The sequence below is a fragment of the Pedobacter sp. UYP1 genome, assembly GCF_040547305.1.
In the GTDB taxonomy this organism is placed as follows: Bacteria; Bacteroidota; Bacteroidia; order Sphingobacteriales; family Sphingobacteriaceae; genus Pedobacter.
Genome location: NZ_JBEPPL010000009.1, coordinates 176,892 through 196,404, shown reverse-complemented (window position 1 = coordinate 196,404; position 19,513 = coordinate 176,892). Strand labels below are relative to the sequence as shown.

At 39.1% G+C, this 19,513-nt stretch carries 16 protein-coding genes; 5 read left to right on the top strand and 11 right to left on the bottom strand.

Annotated features, from left to right (window positions below; translation table 11 throughout):
• Window positions 1-8 precede the first annotated feature (8 nt).
• Window positions 9-3,368, bottom strand: a complete 3,360-nt coding sequence (locus ABIB30_RS17975; RefSeq protein ID WP_354304371.1) for a SusC/RagA family TonB-linked outer membrane protein — start codon at window positions 3,366-3,368, stop codon at window positions 9-11.
• A gap of 299 nt (window positions 3,369-3,667) precedes the next feature.
• On the opposite strand from ABIB30_RS17975, the gene ABIB30_RS17970 reads away from it, so the two are divergent.
• Complete coding sequence (locus ABIB30_RS17970; RefSeq protein WP_354304369.1) at window positions 3,668-4,603, top strand: DUF6268 family outer membrane beta-barrel protein; 936 nt, start codon at window positions 3,668-3,670, stop codon at window positions 4,601-4,603.
• Between the two features lie 69 nt (window positions 4,604-4,672).
• On the opposite strand, the gene ABIB30_RS17965 is transcribed toward ABIB30_RS17970, so the two are convergent.
• The 3 genes from ABIB30_RS17965 to ABIB30_RS17955 are packed head-to-tail and all read right to left on the bottom strand — an operon-like array spanning window position 4,673 to window position 7,643.
• Entirely contained in the window at window positions 4,673-5,419 is a 747-nt protein-coding gene (locus ABIB30_RS17965) for an SDR family oxidoreductase (protein WP_354304367.1), read from the bottom strand.
• Between the two features lie 34 nt (window positions 5,420-5,453).
• Window positions 5,454-7,004 carry a DHA2 family efflux MFS transporter permease subunit gene (locus ABIB30_RS17960; protein ID WP_354304366.1) on the bottom strand — a complete coding sequence of 517 codons (1,551 nt, stop codon included), beginning with the start codon at window positions 7,002-7,004 and terminating at the stop codon, window positions 5,454-5,456.
• 36 nt (window positions 7,005-7,040) lie between these two features.
• Window positions 7,041-7,643 carry a TetR/AcrR family transcriptional regulator gene (locus ABIB30_RS17955; protein ID WP_354304364.1) on the bottom strand — a complete coding sequence of 201 codons (603 nt, stop codon included), beginning with the start codon at window positions 7,641-7,643 and terminating at the stop codon, window positions 7,041-7,043.
• A 159-nt stretch (window positions 7,644-7,802) separates the two neighbouring features.
• Between ABIB30_RS17955 and ABIB30_RS17950 the strand changes: the two genes are divergently transcribed.
• Window positions 7,803-8,195 carry a hypothetical protein gene (locus tag ABIB30_RS17950; protein WP_354304363.1) on the top strand — a complete coding sequence of 131 codons (393 nt, stop codon included), beginning with the start codon at window positions 7,803-7,805 and terminating at the stop codon, window positions 8,193-8,195.
• Window positions 8,196-8,262: 67 nt separating this feature from the next.
• On the opposite strand, the gene ABIB30_RS17945 is transcribed toward ABIB30_RS17950, so the two are convergent.
• From ABIB30_RS17945 to ABIB30_RS17935, 3 genes are all read right to left on the bottom strand, one after another.
• Window positions 8,263-9,699, bottom strand: a complete 1,437-nt coding sequence (locus ABIB30_RS17945) for an amino acid permease (protein ID WP_354304362.1) — start codon at window positions 9,697-9,699, stop codon at window positions 8,263-8,265.
• Window positions 9,700-9,852: 153 nt separating this feature from the next.
• Window positions 9,853-10,893: an LLM class flavin-dependent oxidoreductase gene (locus ABIB30_RS17940; protein WP_354304361.1), complete on the bottom strand. Its 1,041-nt coding sequence runs from the start codon at window positions 10,891-10,893 to the stop codon at window positions 9,853-9,855.
• A gap of 65 nt (window positions 10,894-10,958) precedes the next feature.
• A complete protein-coding gene (locus tag ABIB30_RS17935; RefSeq protein WP_354304359.1) occupies window positions 10,959-11,534 on the bottom strand; it encodes a TetR/AcrR family transcriptional regulator in 576 nt (191 codons plus the stop codon).
• 182 nt (window positions 11,535-11,716) lie between these two features.
• Here ABIB30_RS17935 and ABIB30_RS17930 point away from each other — a divergent pair, with 182 nt between their 5' ends.
• The 3 genes from ABIB30_RS17930 (at window position 11,717) to ABIB30_RS17920 (ending at window position 13,903) form a co-directional block, all read left to right on the top strand.
• Window positions 11,717-12,619 (top strand): DMT family transporter, encoded by a 903-nt coding sequence (locus ABIB30_RS17930; RefSeq protein ID WP_354304358.1) that lies wholly within the window; start codon window positions 11,717-11,719, stop codon window positions 12,617-12,619.
• Between the two features lie 278 nt (window positions 12,620-12,897).
• Window positions 12,898-13,641: a ParA family protein gene (locus tag ABIB30_RS17925; protein ID WP_354304357.1), complete on the top strand. Its 744-nt coding sequence runs from the start codon at window positions 12,898-12,900 to the stop codon at window positions 13,639-13,641.
• A 4-nt stretch (window positions 13,642-13,645) separates the two neighbouring features.
• Complete coding sequence (locus ABIB30_RS17920; protein ID WP_354304356.1) at window positions 13,646-13,903, top strand: hypothetical protein; 258 nt, start codon at window positions 13,646-13,648, stop codon at window positions 13,901-13,903.
• 126 nt (window positions 13,904-14,029) lie between these two features.
• On the opposite strand, the gene ABIB30_RS17915 is transcribed toward ABIB30_RS17920, so the two are convergent.
• The 4 genes from ABIB30_RS17915 to ABIB30_RS17900 form a co-directional block, all read right to left on the bottom strand.
• Window positions 14,030-15,985 carry an ATP-binding protein gene (locus ABIB30_RS17915; RefSeq protein WP_354304355.1) on the bottom strand — a complete coding sequence of 652 codons (1,956 nt, stop codon included), beginning with the start codon at window positions 15,983-15,985 and terminating at the stop codon, window positions 14,030-14,032.
• A 128-nt stretch (window positions 15,986-16,113) separates the two neighbouring features.
• On the bottom strand, window positions 16,114-16,743 hold the full coding sequence (locus ABIB30_RS17910; RefSeq protein WP_354304354.1) for a DNA-3-methyladenine glycosylase family protein: 630 nt from the start codon (window positions 16,741-16,743) through the stop codon (window positions 16,114-16,116).
• Window positions 16,744-16,778: 35 nt separating this feature from the next.
• A complete protein-coding gene (locus tag ABIB30_RS17905; RefSeq protein ID WP_354304353.1) occupies window positions 16,779-17,297 on the bottom strand; it encodes an HlyD family secretion protein in 519 nt (172 codons plus the stop codon).
• Window positions 17,298-17,330: 33 nt separating this feature from the next.
• Window positions 17,331-19,508 (bottom strand): peptidase domain-containing ABC transporter, encoded by a 2,178-nt coding sequence (locus ABIB30_RS17900; protein WP_354304351.1) that lies wholly within the window; start codon window positions 19,506-19,508, stop codon window positions 17,331-17,333.
• Between the last annotated feature and the right edge of the window lie 5 nt (window positions 19,509-19,513).

Below are 19,513 nucleotides of genomic sequence, written 5' to 3'. Positions count from 1 at the left end.
AGTTGTTCTTAGAAAGTTAAATTGATACCCGCAGTAAAGATTCTTGGCTGCGGATAACTACCGTAATCATAACCGTATGTTAAACCAGCATTGGCACCGCCATGGCTAGAGCTAACTTCTGGATCATAACCTTTGTATTTAGTAAATACGAAAGCATTTTGTACGGTAGTGTAAACACGCAAGCTTTTGATCTTCAATTTCTCCGAAACTTTATCACTTAGGGTGTAGCCAAACGTGATATTTCTCAATCTGAAGAACGAACCATCTTGTACAAAACGGTCAGAGATTGCGGTGTTATCAAAGTTTCCAGGTGTTGGTCTTGGGATATCTGTAATATCTCCCGGATTTCTCCAGCGTCTATTCCAGTCTACAAAACCATTGCTTGTTTTATTACTTCCATCCAATCCTGAAGCCAGGTTATAGTTGAAGACATCGTTTCCATAAGAAAACTGCCCCATAATACTCAAGTCAAAGTTTTTATAGGTAAATGTATTGGTGATACCTCCATAGAAATCAGGATTTGGGTTACCAATGATTCCACGATCTTTCGGATCATTTGGTGCACCAAGGCTACCGTCTTGTTTGATATAATCAATCATACCAGTCTGAGGATTTACACCAGACATTTTCCATCCATAGAATGAACCAAGAGGTAAGCCCTCTCTGGCAATATTCAATCCACCAACACCACCACTTAATTCTCCGCCTGGTAAAGAAACAACTTTGTTCCTGTTAAATGACATATTTAATGAAGTGCTCCATTTCAATGCACCAACCAGATTTTGTGTAGTTAATTCAAATTCAAAACCTCTGTTCTGAATCTTACCTACATTGGTAAAACGGTTTGCAAAACCTGAACTTGTCGGTACAACCACACCAACCAAAAGGTCAGAAGTATTTTTAATATAATAATCGGCAAGGATCGAGATACGGTTGTTAAACAATCCTACGTCTACTCCAAAATCCAATTGTTTGGTTGTTTCCCATTTCAGATCTTTATCACCTAATACGTTTGGTAAATAACCAGGATTACCCAGGTAATTATTACTTCCACTATATAAAGAATAACTCGCATAGTTAGGAATGTTCTGGTTTCCTGTAACACCCCAGCTTGCTCTTAATTTCAAGTTGCTAATCACTTTGTTAGTCTTCAGGAAATCTTCATCAGACGCGCGCCATGCAGCACCAAATGAGGGGAAAGTAGCGTAACGGCTGTTTGTTCCGAAACGTGAGGAACCATCTACTCTGAAATTTGCTGTTAAAAGGTATTTTCCTTTATAGTCATAGTTCACTCTTGAAAAACCAGAAGCGATACTCCATTCTTCAGGGAAAGAGTCTGCACCGGTAATTAAACCACCGGCAGAAATATACTCGATATCATTAGATGGAAAGTTAGAACGGCTTGCGCTTACAAATTGTACACGGGATTGTTGAACTGAAGCTCCGGCAAGTGCATCGATATGATGCTCACCAAATGATTTCTGATAGCTCAGTGTTGTTTCATTGATCCACAATTGATCTCTTGTGTTTCTTTGTGCACCTATTCCGCCTTGCGATGCAAATGAACGAATACCGTTTGGTGGCATAAAGAAGGTTTCATCGATATAGCTTAAGTCAGCACCAAAACTGGTTTTCAACGTCAGTTCAGGCATAAATTTGTATTCTGCTGAACCACTTGCCAATACTCTGAATGTTTCTGATTTATTAACTGGCAGCAATAACATGGCTAATGGATTCTCGCGACTAGTGTTGACCTGGTCGTAAGCATAACTTCCGTCAGGGTTATAAACAGGAAGGTTTGGCGGTGCAAAAATACCTGTTTTTGTAGACCCTTCTTTAGAGTTTTCTTCCTGAACACGGTCATTCAATGCTCTGGTCAGATTCACACGGGCAGAGAATTTCAATTTATCACTGTGTTGGTGATCCAGGTTGATTCTGGCACTTAAACGGCTGAAATCAGAGTTTTGAATAACACCTCCCTGACGCATATAGCCAATGGATGTATAGTATTGTGTTTTTTCAGACCCTCCGCGTGCAGACAATTCATAGTTACGCGTTGGCGCTGTTCTGAAAATCTGTTTTTGCCAATCTGTGTTGATGTTCGGGTTACCTGATACTTGTGCCGGAACCGGAGTAGGATTACCGTTGGCATCCAGCAAGTATTTGTAATAGTCTTTCATGTAATCCTGGTATTCACCAGTATTCATCATTTTATATTTTCTCTCGTTGGGAACTTCTGAGAATCCTTCGTAAGCGTTAAAGCTGAAGGTACTGGTACCTGGCTGACCTTTTTTAGTAGTGATCAGTACGACACCATTTGCTGCTCTTGCTCCATAGATTGAAGAAGAAGCTGCATCTTTTAAAATTTCTACAGATTGTACATCAGAAGGGTTGATAGAAGCCAGGATATTAATTCCCTGCGTACCACCACCAAAGTTGAAGTTACTTCCGCCTGTAAAATTCGTTGTACTGTTCACTGGAATACCATCTACTACATACAATGGGTCAGAACCAGCATTGATCGAGGTAGTACCCCTGATCCTGATATTTAAACCACCACCTGGTGATCCTGATTTCTGGGTAACCTGTACCCCTCCTGCTTTACCCTGAATTGCCTGGGTAATAGTCGGCATCACATCGTTTTTAATCTGGTCAGATTGGATACTGGAAACTGAACTGGTCAGTTTTGAACGGTTGACAGTTCCATATCCGGTTGCAACTACTTGTACTTCACTTAGTACTTTTGATTCTGTTGCCATGACCACATTCAGGGTCTTGCGCTTATTGACGGGTTCTTGTTTAGTCTTATACCCCATATAGGCGAATACAAGAATTGCATTTTCGCCGGCGGCAATCCTGAATTGCCCTTTGCTATCGGTAAGGGATTTATCTTTTCCACCTTTAACGGTGATCACTACACCAATTAATGGTCCGCCAGCGTCAGAGACTTTACCACTAATGGAGTCCTGAACGGCTTTACTACCAGCGGTATCCTGTACAGCTGTTTTAACGGCCGTATCCTGAACAGCCTTTTTAGCTGCAGTATACGGAATAATCGTTTTAACAGTTGTATCCTGAGCTACCTTTTTAACGGTAGTATCCTGTGCAGTTTTTTTAACTGTCGTGTCCTGAGCTACTTTTTTACGGGTAGTATCCTGAACAACTTTAATCACCGGGATTACGGCACGTTTTGCAGTATCCTTTTTGATGGAATCTTTTTTCACAGAATCCTTAGGAATGGTGTCGGTTTGGAATAATACTGTCCTGAAACTTGACAGGTCTTTTCTATGGGCAGCTCCCTGTGCAAAGTGGGTGCTGAATACCATGGCGAGTAAGCATACGAGGTACGGTAATGGGCTTCTTTTCATCTGAATACACTAATCTTTAAGTAATGGGCAAGTTATTAAAGATGCACAATAGCAATTTTCGCTCCACAGATTAAAATGGGATTAAAAACCTCGTTTCAAGTCATTTAGAATTAGCTTCTTGTTTTCAATTGTAGACATTCTCTACAGCTTGTAGGAAGATGCAACAGCATTCTGGCCTGATTTAAAGGCAGAATATTTAATTTTTAATGTAGCGTAAGGGTAGAATGCAAAGAGGTTGTCCTATGACTAAACAGGAAAAAATGTTCAACAAATATTCAATACCTCATTCGTTTAAATTTATGTTTAAGAAAAATCAGTTCTTCCAAAGATTGCTTATCGCTTTTCTTCTTCTAACAGGCACAAATGCAATGGCCCAATTCGGCCCGGAAAATACACTGGACGTTAATGCGATCTACATCCCTCAAAGTAAATACAAGCAGAAAAACGGGCAGGTAGAAAATTTAGAGAAAACTCAAAAAAGAATTGATCTGAATTATAGCTTTCCGATTTCAACTAAATTCAATCCTGCTACCAAAAAGTTAGAAAAATGGACGGGTATAGTAAGTGGTGGTTACACTGAAATGTCTGGTAAAGCCAATAGCCAGGATTTAATGCCGGAGAAATTATTAAATACGATGTTAGGGGTAACTTATTTACGCACTATGCGAAATAACTGGGCGATGGTCAGCCTGTTAACTGCCGGTGTGAATACAGATCTTAAAGCAGTAGATTATCATGATATATTTATCAGTGGCGGCGTACTTTTCATCAAAACTCCCCGTCCAGGCTTCTCTTATGGATTTGGAGCTTTTGTAGTGAATGCACTTAATGCACCTATAGTTTTACCCGGTTTGATGATGCATTTGGAAACAGAAGGCAGATTTAAATTCAATATTGATATACCTACCGAGGTCAGCGTTGCGCGTGAGGTCACCAAAAAGATGGAAGTTAAGTTAGCGGTAAGGTTTAAAAATACAAGCTTTGATACCGAGAACACGGTTGAGCCTAATAGACGTTATCTAAACTATACGGAATTACCTGCTGGTCTGGAAACCAAGTTTAAGAGTAAACATTTTGATTTTATACTGGGTGGTGGTTACATGATTTTAAGAAATTATGATCTTAAAGAAGGTGGCATCAAGAACTTATTTACCAATGGACAAATCAATAAGTTAGGCGGAAACTTTTTCGTTAATGCAGGAATCAGGCTTAAGTTTAATAAGGAGGGTAAATAAATAGTTCTTTTTAAAATACAAAGGCCGTTTCGTTGGATTGAAACGGCCTTTGTTCATTATATCATAACTTTATGCTTCTATCCCATTTACGGCATTTAAAGCTACCAGAGGTGAAGTACGTGCCAATTCATAGACTTGTGCGGTTCCGCCTACGTGTATTTCATAAGTATCATTTTCAAAAGCTTCGAAAAATTCTGTAGCTACTTGTAAAGGTGGAATGCCATTTTCCGCTCCACCGATTTCTTTAGAAAAATCAGTATTTACTAAAGGTGGCATCAGTTCAAATACCTTAACATTGGTAGCTTTTAAAGCCAGACGTAACCCTTGAGTATAGGAATGAACTGCGGCTTTACTTGCACTATAAGTTAACAAACGAAGTCCTGGCGCAATAGCTACGATAGAGCTGACATTAACCAGTGCAGCTTCTTCTTGTTTAAGCAATTGTGGCAATAATTTTTCAGTCAGACGGATCAGGGAAATATAATTGGTATTCATTTCATCGGCTGCTTTTTCCCAGGATTTTTCTCCGGCAAGTACATCGTAAGCATAAGCAAGGCCAGCGTTATTGATTACTACATTTAACGTAGGAAAATCAGCGGCTATTTTGCTTACCAAACGGTCGGCTTCTATTTCTTGAGTGGTATCAAATAAAATTCCTGTCACGTTAGTTAATTTAGCCACTGCTGTGTCCAGGCGTTTTTGATCACGACCAGTTATGATCACGTGATTACCTTTTTCTGTTAATAGTTTAGCGATTTCAAATCCGATACCAGCAGTTCCACCGGCAATCAGAATAGTATTATTTGTTGATTTCATCTTTTTTTATGTTTATATGTTAATTATTTTTTGATTAATGATCTGAAGAAGGGATAACTATGGGTTTAGCCTTATCGCGTTTAGCGACAAAAATGAGCAGGGGCAGCACGATGGCAAAAAACAGCCCGATCAATAAATAAGCATCGAGGTAACTGGAAAAGAAGGATTGTTTAACAACCACATTTTCAATCAGCTGCATAGCCTTTTGTTTGGCGTCAAGCAGTCCAAAGCCTTTCTGTTGAAATAAATGGGTATAGGTATTAATTCTTTCTACAGCCACCGGATTTTCCAATTTAATGTGAGTAATCAGGTCCATCCGGTGTAAAGCTACGCGCCTGGCTACATAGGTGTTAATGATGGAGATCCCAAAAGAGCCTCCCAGCTGACGCATCATGTTATTCAGCGCTGTTCCCTGAGGCATGTCTTTGGCTTCCAGTGAGGATACAGCAAGTGTTGATAAAGGAACAGTAAGCAAGGCCATTCCTATAGCTCTGAATATTAAATTCACCGTGATAGCGATGGCCGGGGTTTCCAGATTGATTCTGGACATCGACCAGTTGAAGTAAATAAAGCAAAGAAAGCCTAACAGGATCATGAAAGCCGGGGCAACTCCTTTTTGCAGGAGTTTACCGGTAATGATCAGTGCCAGAACGGCTACAATTGATCCGGGCAAGAGCAATAAGCCAGATTGAGTTGGTGTAAATCCAAGCAAGCGCTGTGCAACTACGGGCGTTAAATAAATAGAGGTATACATGCCCATTCCTGTAATAAAAGTCAGGACAGCGGCTACACTCAAGGATCTGTATTTTAATATTCTAAGGTTAACGATAGGGTTTTCAATACTTAATTCCCATACTATAAATCCGATTATTGAAAGAGCCGCAATAATGGAAAGGACAATAATATAGCCTGCTGCAAACCAGTCATCGGTCTCCCCCCTTTCCAGTACGGTTTGCAATGATCCAACTCCGGCTATCAGCAGAAATATACCGGTCCAGTCTATCTTTTTTAACTGTTGTTTGATAGGTGATTCTCCTAAAAGAAACATACAGGATATCGCTGCTGCTATACCAATCGGGATATTAATATAAAAAATCCATGGCCAGGAAAAATTTTCGGTAATGAAACCTCCTAAAGTGGGCCCGATGGTTGGCCCGATAAAAATACCTATACCGAATAATGCACTCGCAGTGGCTTGTTTTTCTTTCGGAAATAGCTCATAAACAACCACAGCGGAAACAGAGAGTAAAGCTCCTCCGCCCAAGCCCTGCAGGAAGCGGAAGGTAACCAGTTCCCAGATGCCGGTTGCATTACCACACATAAAAGAGCAAAAAGTGAAAAGGATAATAGAGCCTATATAGTAGTTTCTTCTGCCCAGGTTATTGACCAAAAAGCTGGTCATGGGAATAATAATCACGTTAGCGATCGCATAAGAAGTAATTACCCAGGAGATATCTTCTAAGGTTGCCCCTAAATTTCCGCTCATATAATTCAAGGCTACATTCACTATAGAGGTGTCAATTAATTCCATTATTGCTGCTGCAATTACAGTGATTAACAGAATCTGACGTTTTAAAGGGCTCATATTATACTGATTGGTATATTTTAGGGTAAAAAAAAATTAACGCTCAATTTGGTCAATAAGCGTTTCTACGGTATTGAGTATAAGCCCCATACAACTCAAATCACCGGTAACTTTGGAAATCATAATTCCTCCTTCGATGAGTGCAATGATGGATAAGGCTGTTTTACGGGGATCAATATTGGTTTTGAACTCACCTTCGAGTACACCTTTTTTGATGATTGCTGTCAAATCACCTTCCCAGTTCAATACTACGTTTGCAGCTCGTTTCCTCAACAACCCATTAGTATCATCTGCTTCTGTTGCGGTATTGAGCATAGGACAACCTCCCCTATTCATGGTTTCTTTTATAATCGTCTGATAAACCCGCACATAGGCCATTAGTTTATCATAACAGGTAGTGGCCTGGTTAACTTCCTGGCTTGTCAAATTAGCAACTCTGGAACAGTTATAATCAAAGACTGCCACTGCAACTTCTTCTTTATTTTCGAAATTGCCATAGATACTCCCTTTAGTCAGACCGGTTGCTTTGGTCAGGTCGGATAAGGAGGTTCCTGCAAACCCCTTTTTATTAAAAATCACCGCGGTGCTTTCGATGATAAATTTCCGGGTACGGTCAGCTTTGGTGTATGACTTATTCATAGGACAAATATATACCGATTGGTATTATAAAAACAAGTATACGATCTTTTATTACTTCTGCATGGCAATTGCAATTTATCAACCTGAATGAGTTGGAAATGAGACAAATTAAACTAACTTTTAGTTAACTTATCATTCTTAATTATTAATCATATTATTATGAGAAAAATTGTATTTACGTTTTCTGCCTGTTTGCTGGCGCTTTCACTTTCCAGCTTTAGTCCTGCAAAACACAGTTTGTTAAAACCAGTACATTCAAAAAGTGTAAGCACTTTATTTTTCGGGTTTAGCGGGCCTGCTATTATTAGTGCAAGTGGTGGGCCTTACTTGTTTAAGGCATCTGGACTTCCTATTTCTGATCATGGAAATACGTTGATCTGCGGAAATACTATACAGGGAGAACAATACCTGGTATTCCCTGAGGCAGACGGTAGTGCTGATATTGAAATATATGGTTCCAGCTTCAGTAATTTAAGAGGCTCACAGTACATTTGGATTGTAGATCAGTATGGAAACACGCTGGAAAGTTTATATGTATTTGTAACGAACTAAAGGCTTTTCATTTCCTTAGCTCATCAAAAAGGGGTTCTGAATATTTTTCAGAACCCCTTTTTGATATTTAAACTTGTTGTTGTTTTTTCCGCTTAACCAACAGGTAGCAGAGATACAAAAGCACCAGCCATCCAGGTATTAGTTCAACCGGAAGTTTCATCCCTGTAATCCACATAATGACTAAAATACCGACCAAAAAGATCAGGCAAATGTAATTGGATAGTGGGTAAATAAAAGAAGGGAATTTGGTTTTCAGGTGTTCAGCTTGCTTTTGTTTTCTGAATTTTAAATGCGTGATACTAATCATCAACCAGTTAATCATTAACGAGGAAACAACTAAAGACATCAAAATACCCAATGCTTTTTCTGGCATCAGTTTATTGATGACAATACTGATTGCTACAAACAGTCCTGAAACCAGGATAGCTTTTAAGGGCACATGGTTTTTATTCAGCTTTGATAAAAAAGCTGGTGCATTACCTTGTTCAGCTAGTCCAAAAAGCATCCGGCTGTTGCTGTATACACAGCTGTTATACACAGATAGTGCTGCTGTCAGCACAATCATATTCAACACATTTGCAATGACGCTCGTAAAGAAAATAGTTTGACCAAAAAGGTTAAACTGGAAGCCTTTTAAGCTTTCAAAGACCATGACGAATGGGCTGCTGTCTGTGGTAATATTTTTCCACGGTGATAAAGAGAAAAGAATAACGAGTGCCCCTACATAGAAAATAAGGATACGGTAAATAACCTGGTTTGTTGCTTTAGGAATAGTTTTTTCGGGATTTTCGGCTTCAGCAGCTGTAATTCCAATGAGTTCTAATCCACCAAATGAGAACATAATCAGTGCGATTGCAGAGAGTAGCCCCTGATAGCCACCCTTCCCATCAGAGCTTAACAATCCTTTAGCAAAAAAGCCACCGTCATTCCAAAGATTTTGTACTGTGGCTTGTTCACCGCCAGATCCGCTAACCAATAGGTAACAGCCAAAAAAGATCATTGCAATAATGGCTACAACTTTAACAATGGAAAACCAGAATTCTACCTCGCCATAAACTTTAACCGAGGTGAGGTTAAGGGCATTAATGGTTAGAAAAAAGAATAGACTTGACGTCCACAAAGGAATAGAAGGCCACCAGAAGTGAACATAAATTCCAATAGCGGTTAATTCTGACATACTCACCAGGATATAAAGTACCCAGTAATTCCAGCCAGATGCAAAGCCTGCGAATGAGCCCCAATATTTATAAGCGAAATGACTAAAGCTTCCTGATACAGGTTCTTCTACGACCATTTCACCGAGTTGGCGCATAATAAAAAAGGCGATGATACCAGCTACGGCATAACCTAAAATTACGGAAGGGCCTGCGAGTACCGCAGCAGGGCCTATTCCTAAAAACAAGCCTGTTCCTATCGCGCCACCGAGTGCAATTAATTGGATATGCCTGTTTTGCAAGCCTCTTTTGAGCTTATTATCGTCAGGTTTTTCGTTAAGTTGTTTCAATTTTATGGAATTAATCTGATTGTAAATGAGAGTTAATTAGGTACGCTATGTTAAATTCCAACAAAAATGTAAACTTATATCCATTTGAGCTATTAAAAGATCAAATAAATTTAAATAGTTTCTTTGCGTATTTGAGGGTTAAACGTGATTGCGTTATACGTTGCAAGTGGATTCACGCACTTTAGGGGCAATCTGAGTTCCATAGATTTCTATAGCTTTCATTAAATGGCTGTGAGAGGGTGCACCAACATCCAGGTGAGCCATAAAACGGGTTATTCCATAGAGGTCTTTTGCATATAGGATTTTATCTATAGTCTCTGCTGCATCTCCGACAAACATAGCTCCTGCTTTGGAACGCCCGTAATCGTATTGGTGCCTTTGAAAAAGCGACCAGCCCCGGCTCAGCCCAATTCTATCCATCTGTTTGGAGTAAAGCGGATAATAATAATCTCCGATTGTTTTGGAGTCTTCGCCAAATAAGGCATGTGAAAACATACCGACTTTAAATCCGGCCATATCATGTCCAAATTGCTGATAAGTATTTTTATAGAGCTCAAATAAGGGTTTAAATCTTTCAAGTGGTGTACCAGCGACAATAGCAAAAATCAATGGCAAGCCTAAACGCCCTGCCCGAAATACTGACTCGGGTGTACCACCTGCAGCAACCCACACGGTGAGGTTGTCATTTGCAGCCCTGGGGAATATCTCCTGGTTCACCAGAGACGGGCGAAAACGACCATTCCAGTTTATCTTTTGCGCTGCATTGATTTGGAGTAACAGGGCTAACTTCTCCTCATATAATGCACTATAATCTTGTAAGTCATAACCAAATAATGGAAATGATTCAGTAAAACTTCCTCTTCCAGCCATAATTTCTGCCCTGCCTTTAGAAAGTAAGTCTACCATAGCAAAGTTCTGATAAAGCTTAACTGGATCTGAAGAACTGAGCACAGTCACAGAACTGGTCAGCTTAATATTTTTGGTTACCGTAGCGGCTGCCGCCAGTATAATCTCAGGGCTTGGTATAGCATACTCAGGCCGATGATGTTCTCCTACGCCCAAAATATCCAAACCAACTTCGTCAGCAAGCTTGATTTCTTCCATCAGTTCTGCCAGTCTTTTTTGTGTGGATTGTATTTTACCTGTTGCCGGGTCGACATGTAAATCGCCGAACATACTTATGCCTAATTCCATATTTGTTTGTTTAATTGTTAAAGTACATTAATAGAACGATCGTTCTATTATAAGTCAAAAAAATATTATCTTAAACTGTCGATAATATTTTTTGCCATTTGTTCTACCATTGCTCTGTCATCGTATAAAGACTGCATGTGCCATAATCCTGCAAATGAGCCTGCAATAAACTGTGCTGCTTGCCTTGCATTCTTTTTCTCGTCTATTTCCCCTGCTTTTTGTGCTTTCAGGATTAAGTCTTCAAAAATTAAGATCAGTGCATTGGTCAACTGTTTTAAAAGCTCCCTGATCTCCGCATCCAGCCGGGCCATTTCAAAAGATGATTTAACAACCATACAGACTTTACCTTCGTCAAAAGATCTCTCCAGTGCTTTTTTCACAATTTGCTCCATAGCTTTAAATGGAGATTTTTGTCCAAGAGCGGCCTTTTTATATTCGCTGTAAGTTTCCAGTGCATAACTTTCCAGGCTTTCCATAAATAGCTTGTGCTTATCCCCATAAGTATCATACATACTTCCCCGGTTAATTTTCATCTGTCCCACCAGGTCTTGCATAGAGGTAGCATGATAACCCTTTTCCCAGAACAGATCACGGGCCTTTTCTAATTTCTCTGTCGGGTCGAATTCTTTATTACGTGCCATTAAAGGCAAAAATATATAATTAGAACGATTGTTCCAATTAATTTTTTATTTGATGTTTTGATGAAGGAGGTTTTATTACTTGCTGAAGAAGTTTTATTGCCATGATGCAGAAAAGATAATCAGAAAATTATTATATCTTTCGTCGTCAATCCGGCACCAATAAATTCTAACCTGACATTTGAATGAATACTAAAGTCAAGGGCTATTTTTGGGGATGTATTTCATCCGCAACTTTTGGCCTGATACCGCTGTTTGCTTTACCCTTAATGCGCAAAGGAATTCCTCATGATTCGCTTTTGTGCTATCGTTTTGCTTGTGCTTCTTTGTTGCTTGCGCTCTTTATGTTATTTAAAAAGGAATCCTTCAGAATCGCAAAAAGGGAAATTGTCCCGATGGCTATTTTAGGTATACTATATGCTTTATCGGCGCAATATTTACTGGTGGGTTATGATTATCTGGGCGTAGGTACTGCTTCTACTATTTTATTTATATACCCGGTATTTGTCGCCATTTTAATGGCGGTATTTTTTAGAGAAAAAGTAAGCTTGATTACTATGGCAGCTATTGCAATTGCCTTTTTAGGTGTTTCTTTATTGTATAAGGGAGAAAACGGCATGACGCTGAATTTATTAGGCCTTGGTGCAATTTTAATTGCAGCTCTTGCCTATTCAGTTTATATCGTAGCAGTTAACAAGTCGAGAATACAATTCATGTCGGGCTATAAGCTTACTTTATATGTGATGGCTTCCAGCGCCGTTTTTTTTCTGTTTAAAGCACAGCTGACTGCTGGTTTACAGCCTTTACCAGATACCAGATCGGTTGTAGAACTAGTTATGCTGGCTTTACCCACCACAGCAATATCATGTGTTGCCATGATATTCGCCTTACAGTATGTGGGTTCTACAGTAACTGCAATTCTTGGGGCTTTAGAGCCTCTGGTCGCTGTTGCAGTAGGGGTGATCGCATTTAAAGAGGCCATTACTCAAAATCTTGTACTAGGCATGTTATTGATCCTGATCGCAGTTATTATGATTATTCTTTCTGATTATCTGCAAAAGAAATTCAGACCTCAAAGAATTGTATAGCTTCCATTTTGGTAATTCTGGTATTGTTATTCTTCATGCTCTTTTCACTAAGCGTATATAGAATTACCCGCATCAAGGCGGCAAATTAATAATTAATGCTTTTTTTTATTTTACCCTAAGGGAACGCATAATTCTAAAATACCACTAGTGATTTATTTCTACCTCATTTATAAGTAATTAGCCACAAAACAATGTTTTGCCAAAAAAAACAATCATAAATATATTTAGATATCAGTACATCTTTGTATCATTGCCTCTTTGTATAAAGACACATTCACATGAAGATTATAGCGATTATAAACCATAAAGGTGGTACAGGAAAAACTACCTCTACACTGAATATTGGCGCGGGTTTAGCACGTGCAAAGAAGAAAACTTTATTGATTGATATTGATCCTCAATCAAATTTAACAGAGGGTTTAGGCCTGAGGGATGTTAAGGTTTCTATTTATGATAGTATAAAAGATGATACTGCATTACCTATTGAAACCATTTCGGAATATCTGGATATCATTCCCTCTTCTTTAGATTTATTGGGTGCCGAAATTGAATTGGTTTCAAGACTTGGAAGAGAAACTATTCTGAAAAGATTGCTGAAATCTGTGGAAGGAAAGTATGATTATATACTCATCGACTGTGCTCCTGCTTTAGGAATGCTGACTGTCAATGCACTGGTTGCGGCAGATACGGTGATGATCCCATTAGAAGCAGAATATTTTGCTTATAGAGGAATCGACCGCCTGGTTTCTATTATTTCTGATGTCAGAAAACACTATAATGAAAACCTGACGATTGGTGGTGTGTTTATTACTAAAATAAATCCAAGAAGAATTATTACGGAGCAGATTACGGAGAGCATCAAGAAATATTTTAATGATAAGTTATTTGCTACCTCTATCCGTATAAATGTAGCATTGGTAGAAGCACAGTTGAAAGGAATAGACATTTTTGAATATGCTCCTTTATCAAATGCTGCAACGGATTATGCAAATCTGACAGATGAAATTATAGCTAAAATATAAACATATGGCAAAGAAGAACTTAGGTGATATAGAAGATAATAACAAGAACTTAGGAGGGGTCTCTGCTTTATTTAATTCTCCGTCAAAAGAGAACACTCTGAAAGAGGAGAAACAAGCTGTTCAGCCTGATGAAGAAATAGTGACTTACCCTTTAAGGCTTAAAAAGAGCTCTTTAAAGGCTTTAAAAATATTAGGCGCACAAAGAGGCATCACTGTGAAAGAATTGATTCTATCGGTCGTAGAAAAGGAATACGACGTGTAAATAGTGCTTCATTTATATAAATGGTAGCTAAATGTATAATTGAATAGCGGCGTGCTTAGGTATTGCAGCTATTCAATTACATTATCATTTATAAGTTTTCCGGATACCGCTTTCATTTACAACGCATTATCTTTTCCGCACGTATTTAGCAATTTTAGAATAAAGCTCCATTGGATTAAAGGGTTTAGAAATATAATCATTCATCCCTGCATCCATTACCTGATTATTAATTTCCGCTAATACAGAGGCCGTTAATGCAATTATAGGCAATTCCTTAAATCTCTTTCCTGATAAATTCCTGATCGCTGTACTTGCTTCATAGCCATCCATTTTTGGCATCTGCAAATCCATCAATACTACATCATATTCATTTTTCTTTACCTTTTCCAGCGCCTCAATTCCATGAATTGCGTAATCGATATCCAGATCCCATTTCTTCATAAATTTACCCGCCACTATGGTATTGATCTCATTATCTTCCACAAGCAATACCTTAAAACCGGCAAGGCTCTCAAAAACCAAGGCCGGCATAGTATAACCTGATTTTTTATTGCTCTTTTTAAACTGCAAATCAAAAAAGAAGCTGGATCCTTTACCCAAAGTGCTATCCACATAAATTTTGCCGCCTTTCAATTCTATTAGCCTCTTGGTGATCGCCAGGCCAAGTCCTGTTCCTCCAAAGCGCCGCGAGATATCTGCGCTCGCCTGTGTAAAGCTTTCGAAAATATAATCTTTCAGTGCAGGCTCAATACCAATCCCCGTATCAGTAATTGTGAAGCTGACGTCGACCAGATCATCTACTATTTTCTTCATCGAGAGGTCTACAATCACATAGCCTTCATTAGTAAATTTCAAGGCATTGCTAATCAGATTATTTAATATCTGAGTTAATCTGACCGGATCTCCAATTAAAATTTCAGGCAGTTTTGGGTCTATATTGATATTAAAAAAGACCTCCTTCCCTTCTGCGTGCAGATTATGAGCTTGTTTTATACTATTGATCAGTTCAATTAAATTAAAATCTATCTTTTCAAGCGTAACTTTACCCAATTCAATTTTACTATAATCTAATATATCATTGATAAGACTGAGTAAACTTTCACTTGAAAATTTCAATATATTCAGATTTTCGAGCTGATCTGGTTTCGGGTCTTCCTGTAACAGCAAATGCGTCATACCAATTACTGCATTCATTGGTGTACGGATTTCGTGACTCATATTGGTAAGAAATTGTTGCTTAGCCAACATGGCTTGTTCAGCTTTTTCTTTGGCCTTGAGCAGTGCAATTTCTGCCTGATGTTGCTGGGTAATATTTAAAGCGAAGCCAGTGATACTTCCTTGCTGATCGGGGCTGGGAAAAACATTGTTTTGATAAACATATTCCTGACCATCCCAGTCAAGTTTGCTCACAAATTGACCAGACTTTCCAGCTAAAGCTTTTTGCAATTCAACTGCAGCAGCAGGAAAGGACTCAAAAGCATTTTTGCCAACAAGTTCATCGTTTTGCAAACCTACAGCTTGCAATCCCGAACCTACAGATTTTGTGAATATTCCTTCAGCATCAACTTCATAAGTAATGACAGGCAAATTATCCAGTACCCCATTTAATAAGTGACTTTTCTCTTCTACTTCTTTTTCCAGGGCTACTCTTTCTGAAACATCCTGACAAAATACGGTCATACCGTTTACCTGTCCTTCATGGTCATACATTGGATTACAGATCATACTGAAAGATGCCCTGTGTAATGCCAGATCACCAAATTCTTCGATAACTTCGATAGTTTCGCCAGCCATCACCCGCTTGAATATCTTCTGGGTTTTATCCCCATCCGTACCACCATTCATTCTGGCTATTTCCAGATAGTTATCACCTATTTTAAGGTCTATCCCTCTTCCTGTCCTCACCGTCTGCTGATGAGATTTATTAAAGGCTATATAATTAAAGTTTTTATCGAAAGCGAAAATACTGGCACTTGTGCTTTCCAGAACAGACTGAAGTATAGCAATCTCTTCTAAAAGCTCCCTCCTGGTTGGTTGTCCGGTATGAGTACTCTCTTCACTGATTCCTTTTAAATACTCCATTTTCCCTGATTAGATTTGAATAGTCAACGAATCAACCTAACAATTTACCAGCCAAAGAGTTGTTATCTGCGTAATATCAGGGCTTTAGTGAATTTAAATCAGAGAAAAAATTGGCCTGAACAGGTTGGTTAACGTGTTTTCTGGCTTAAGTAGTAATGCCAGAGGATCATACTCGCAACTGTCCGGTAAGGTTTCCATTTTTCAGTAATGTCCAGTATTTCATCCTTAGTAATAGCCGCTGGAAGTGATTTAATTCTTTTCAAGGCATTCACCGCAGCCAGATCGCCAATAGGAAAGATATCTGCACGGCTCAGCACAAACATCAGGTATACATCTGCAGTCCAGTTACCAATGCCTTTTAATTTGGTTAAAGCATCTCGCACCGCCTCATTATCCAGCTGATTAAACTCTTCGAGGTCAATTTGCCCGCTTAACATGGCTTCTGCTAATGATCTGGTGTAAATGGCCTTTTGCCGGCTGAGGTAACATTCCCGAAGTTCCTGATCGGTCAAAGACAATATATTTGCAGCCGTAAACTCCGGTAAACGCTCTTTTAACTTGTTTAAAGCCGATAAGGCGGAGGCGAGAGAAACCTGCTGCTCCAGGATAATATGCACTAAACTTTCAAACGTGTTAGGTCTGGTCCACAGCGGCGGATAGCCATAAGCAGTGATAATCCTGCCAAGATCTGCATCCGCTTTTGCAAGCTGGTCACAGCTTAAATGGTAATGATCCAGTGTTGTGATTTGTTCGGACATCTTTATGAATTAACTTGTTCTACTGAAACATACTACTAATTATCATTTTTAAATATACTCCGGCTTAATCGCTGCAAGATAGTGACATCCTGCGTAATGATTTCTGCATCAGCCATCATTTTATCTTTTAACAGGATACGACCTGGTAATGCAGATAAGTCATTATTAAAATCAACCCGTGAGATAAAAATACTGTTCTGCTGGGGAATAGGGTCTATATATTTAATAGTACCTCTGATCGTCCCATAGGTTTGATAAGGATATCTTCTTAATTTAATCAGCACTTGCTGCCCTTCCTTAACTTTGGTCAGCATATTTTGAGGAACAGCCATTTCTCCATAAAATTTATGATCTGCTGAGGTATCAATTTTCAGTGTTGTGATTACAAGATCGGGATATTTGATGAAAGCAGAAAGTCCGGCGATTAAAATTAAGAGTACAAAAAACATGAAGATACCCCAGCGCAATAACCAGGAAGGAACTGTGGTAATAATTTCTTGGATTGCAGGACTATGGACTACCTGCTGGCTTTTTTGTTTTTTTAAGGACGGCATTTTAAATGTTGATTAAATTCCTGATTCAAAATATTATGTTCCCAGCTCCAGCTGATTTTTGACAAGCAGATAATACGCGCCTTTCAACTGGGTTAATTCCTGATGTGTTCCTTGTTCAATAATACTGCCTTTATCAAGTACAATGATATTATCTGCGTCCCTGACTGTGCTTAACCGGTGTGCTACAATAATTACGGTTCTTCCTGTGAAAAATTCTTTGAGGTTATTCATGATTGTCCACTCGTTATTCGCATCCAATGAGTTAGTCGCTTCATCAAAAAAGATATACTCCGGATCTTTGTATACGGCACGGGCAATCAGCATGCGCTGAAGTTGTCCCTGGCTTACCCCATTGCCTTCTGCACCGATCATTGTATTTAAACCTCTTGGAAGACCATCAATATAATCCTGGATATTAGCCACTTTAATCGCATGATTCAACTTTACGGGATCGGCCGGGATTTCCCCTACAGCAATATTACGTTCAATAGTATCAGAAAAGACAAAGCCATCCTGCATGACTACGCCGCATTCTTCGCGCCATGCTTTGTAACTGATACTGTTCAATGGTTCTGCTCCAATGTTGATTTCGCCTTTATCGGGTTGATAAAATCTCAACAATAACTTCAGGATCGTAGTTTTTCCGCTACCACTCATTCCCACAATTGCAGTTGTTTTACCTTGTGGAATTTTCAGATCAATGTTTCGGAGTACCGGAAGGTTCCCTGTGCCGGGATAACGAAATGATAACTGCTCTAGACTAATATCTTTCTGAGCAGGAAGCGTATCGTTCCATTCTTTATCTGGCTGCTCTTCATCATCCATCTGATAAATTTCATTTAAACGTTCCAGACTGATCCTGGCATCCTGAAAGCCCTGGATGAAACCGAGCATTTGTTCAACGGGCCCGTTCAGCTGTCCAATAATATATTGTACTGCAACCATGGCACCCAGCGTCATATCTCCGTCTATCACTGCTTTAGCACTTAAAAATGCAATCAACAGGTTTTTACCCTCATTAATTAAAGTTGATCCGCCTTGTTGGTACTGACTCAGTGCCAGGTTTTTAACATTAACATTAAATAAGCTGGCCTGGATATCTTCCCATTCCCATCGTTTCTGCTGTTCACAGTTGTTAAGTTTAATCTCTTGCATACCGGTAACCAGCTGCACCACATTACTCTGATTTTTTGCAGATATTTCAAAACTCTTATAGTTGAGTAATTTCCGGCGATTTAAAAACAGAACAATCCAGCCCATGTACAAGATACTGCTGATCAAAAAAACAAAAAAGATAGTAAGATTATAATATGCGATAACGACTGAGAAAATCAGTAAGTTAAAGATAGAAAACAGGGTAGTTAATGCAGTTCCTGTTAAAAAGGTTTCTATCTTTTTCTGATCATTCATCCGCTGCATAATATCACCGGTCATTTTGGTATCAAAAAACACCATTGGAAGCTTCATTAATTTGATAATGAAATCTGTCAGGATAGAAATATTAACCCGGATACTGATATGCAATAAGATCCATGACCTGATAAAGTCTACGCTGATACGCCCAATGATCAGTGCACCCTGCGCGATAAGAATGATATAGATAAAGTTAAGATTCCGGGTATTAATTCCGACATCAACAATGGATTGAGTTAAAAATGGGGCAATCAGTTGTAATATACTCCCCGCAGCAAGACCAAAAAAGAGTTGAATAACCAGTTTGCGGTAAGCCATAAAATAGCCAAACAGAAATGACCAGCGGACTTCGCTGCCAATCTCATTCTCCTGTGCATAAAACTGAGGTGTTGGGGTTAATGTTAAAGCTATACCTTCACCAGAGCCATCATTGTCTATCCAGTTGCGGGAAAAGTCTTCCGAATTAAGTTTGACATGCCCATTTCCAGGGTCAACAATGAAGTATTTATTATTCTTTATTTTATAAAGTACTACAAAGTGATTCTGTCTCCAGTGCAGGATGGCTGGCAATTCTGCTTCTCCCAGTCCATCCAGATTGGTTTGGATCGCATCAGAGTCAAATCCAATCTGTTTTGCAGCATTGTGAATACCTAGTAAAGACACTCCTTCCCTGTTGATTTCACAATAGTGCCTTAATGTTTGTACTTTAAAACTACGCCCATAATGCTTAGCTATCATGCGAAGGCAAGTGGGACCACAGTCCATCAGATCGAATTGTTTATAGAAAGGAAAACTCATTAATC

Bases quoted from the DNA above. Each gene is read 5' to 3' on its own strand.
- ABIB30_RS17965 (WP_354304367.1), bottom strand. From the start codon at position 5,419: ATGAAATCAACAAATAATACTATTCTGATTGCCGGTGGAACTGCTGGT.
- ABIB30_RS17940 (WP_354304361.1), bottom strand. From the start codon at position 10,893: ATGGAATTAGGCATAAGTATGTTCGGCGATTTACATGTCGACCCGGCA.
- ABIB30_RS17960 (WP_354304366.1), bottom strand. From the start codon at position 7,004: ATGAGCCCTTTAAAACGTCAGATTCTGTTAATCACTGTAATTGCAGCA.
- ABIB30_RS17955 (WP_354304364.1), bottom strand. From the start codon at position 7,643: ATGAATAAGTCATACACCAAAGCTGACCGTACCCGGAAATTTATCATC.
- ABIB30_RS17975 (WP_354304371.1), bottom strand. From the start codon at position 3,368: ATGAAAAGAAGCCCATTACCGTACCTCGTATGCTTACTCGCCATGGTA.
- ABIB30_RS17930 (WP_354304358.1), top strand. From the start codon at position 11,717: ATGAATACTAAAGTCAAGGGCTATTTTTGGGGATGTATTTCATCCGCA.
- ABIB30_RS17905 (WP_354304353.1), bottom strand. From the start codon at position 17,297: ATGCCGTCCTTAAAAAAACAAAAAAGCCAGCAGGTAGTCCATAGTCCT.
- ABIB30_RS17925 (WP_354304357.1), top strand. From the start codon at position 12,898: ATGAAGATTATAGCGATTATAAACCATAAAGGTGGTACAGGAAAAACT.
- ABIB30_RS17915 (WP_354304355.1), bottom strand. From the start codon at position 15,985: ATGGAGTATTTAAAAGGAATCAGTGAAGAGAGTACTCATACCGGACAA.
- ABIB30_RS17910 (WP_354304354.1), bottom strand. From the start codon at position 16,743: ATGTCCGAACAAATCACAACACTGGATCATTACCATTTAAGCTGTGAC.
- ABIB30_RS17920 (WP_354304356.1), top strand. From the start codon at position 13,646: ATGGCAAAGAAGAACTTAGGTGATATAGAAGATAATAACAAGAACTTA.
- ABIB30_RS17950 (WP_354304363.1), top strand. From the start codon at position 7,803: ATGAGAAAAATTGTATTTACGTTTTCTGCCTGTTTGCTGGCGCTTTCA.
- ABIB30_RS17970 (WP_354304369.1), top strand. From the start codon at position 3,668: ATGTTTAAGAAAAATCAGTTCTTCCAAAGATTGCTTATCGCTTTTCTT.
- ABIB30_RS17900 (WP_354304351.1), bottom strand. From the start codon at position 19,508: ATGAGTTTTCCTTTCTATAAACAATTCGATCTGATGGACTGTGGTCCC.
- ABIB30_RS17935 (WP_354304359.1), bottom strand. From the start codon at position 11,534: ATGGCACGTAATAAAGAATTCGACCCGACAGAGAAATTAGAAAAGGCC.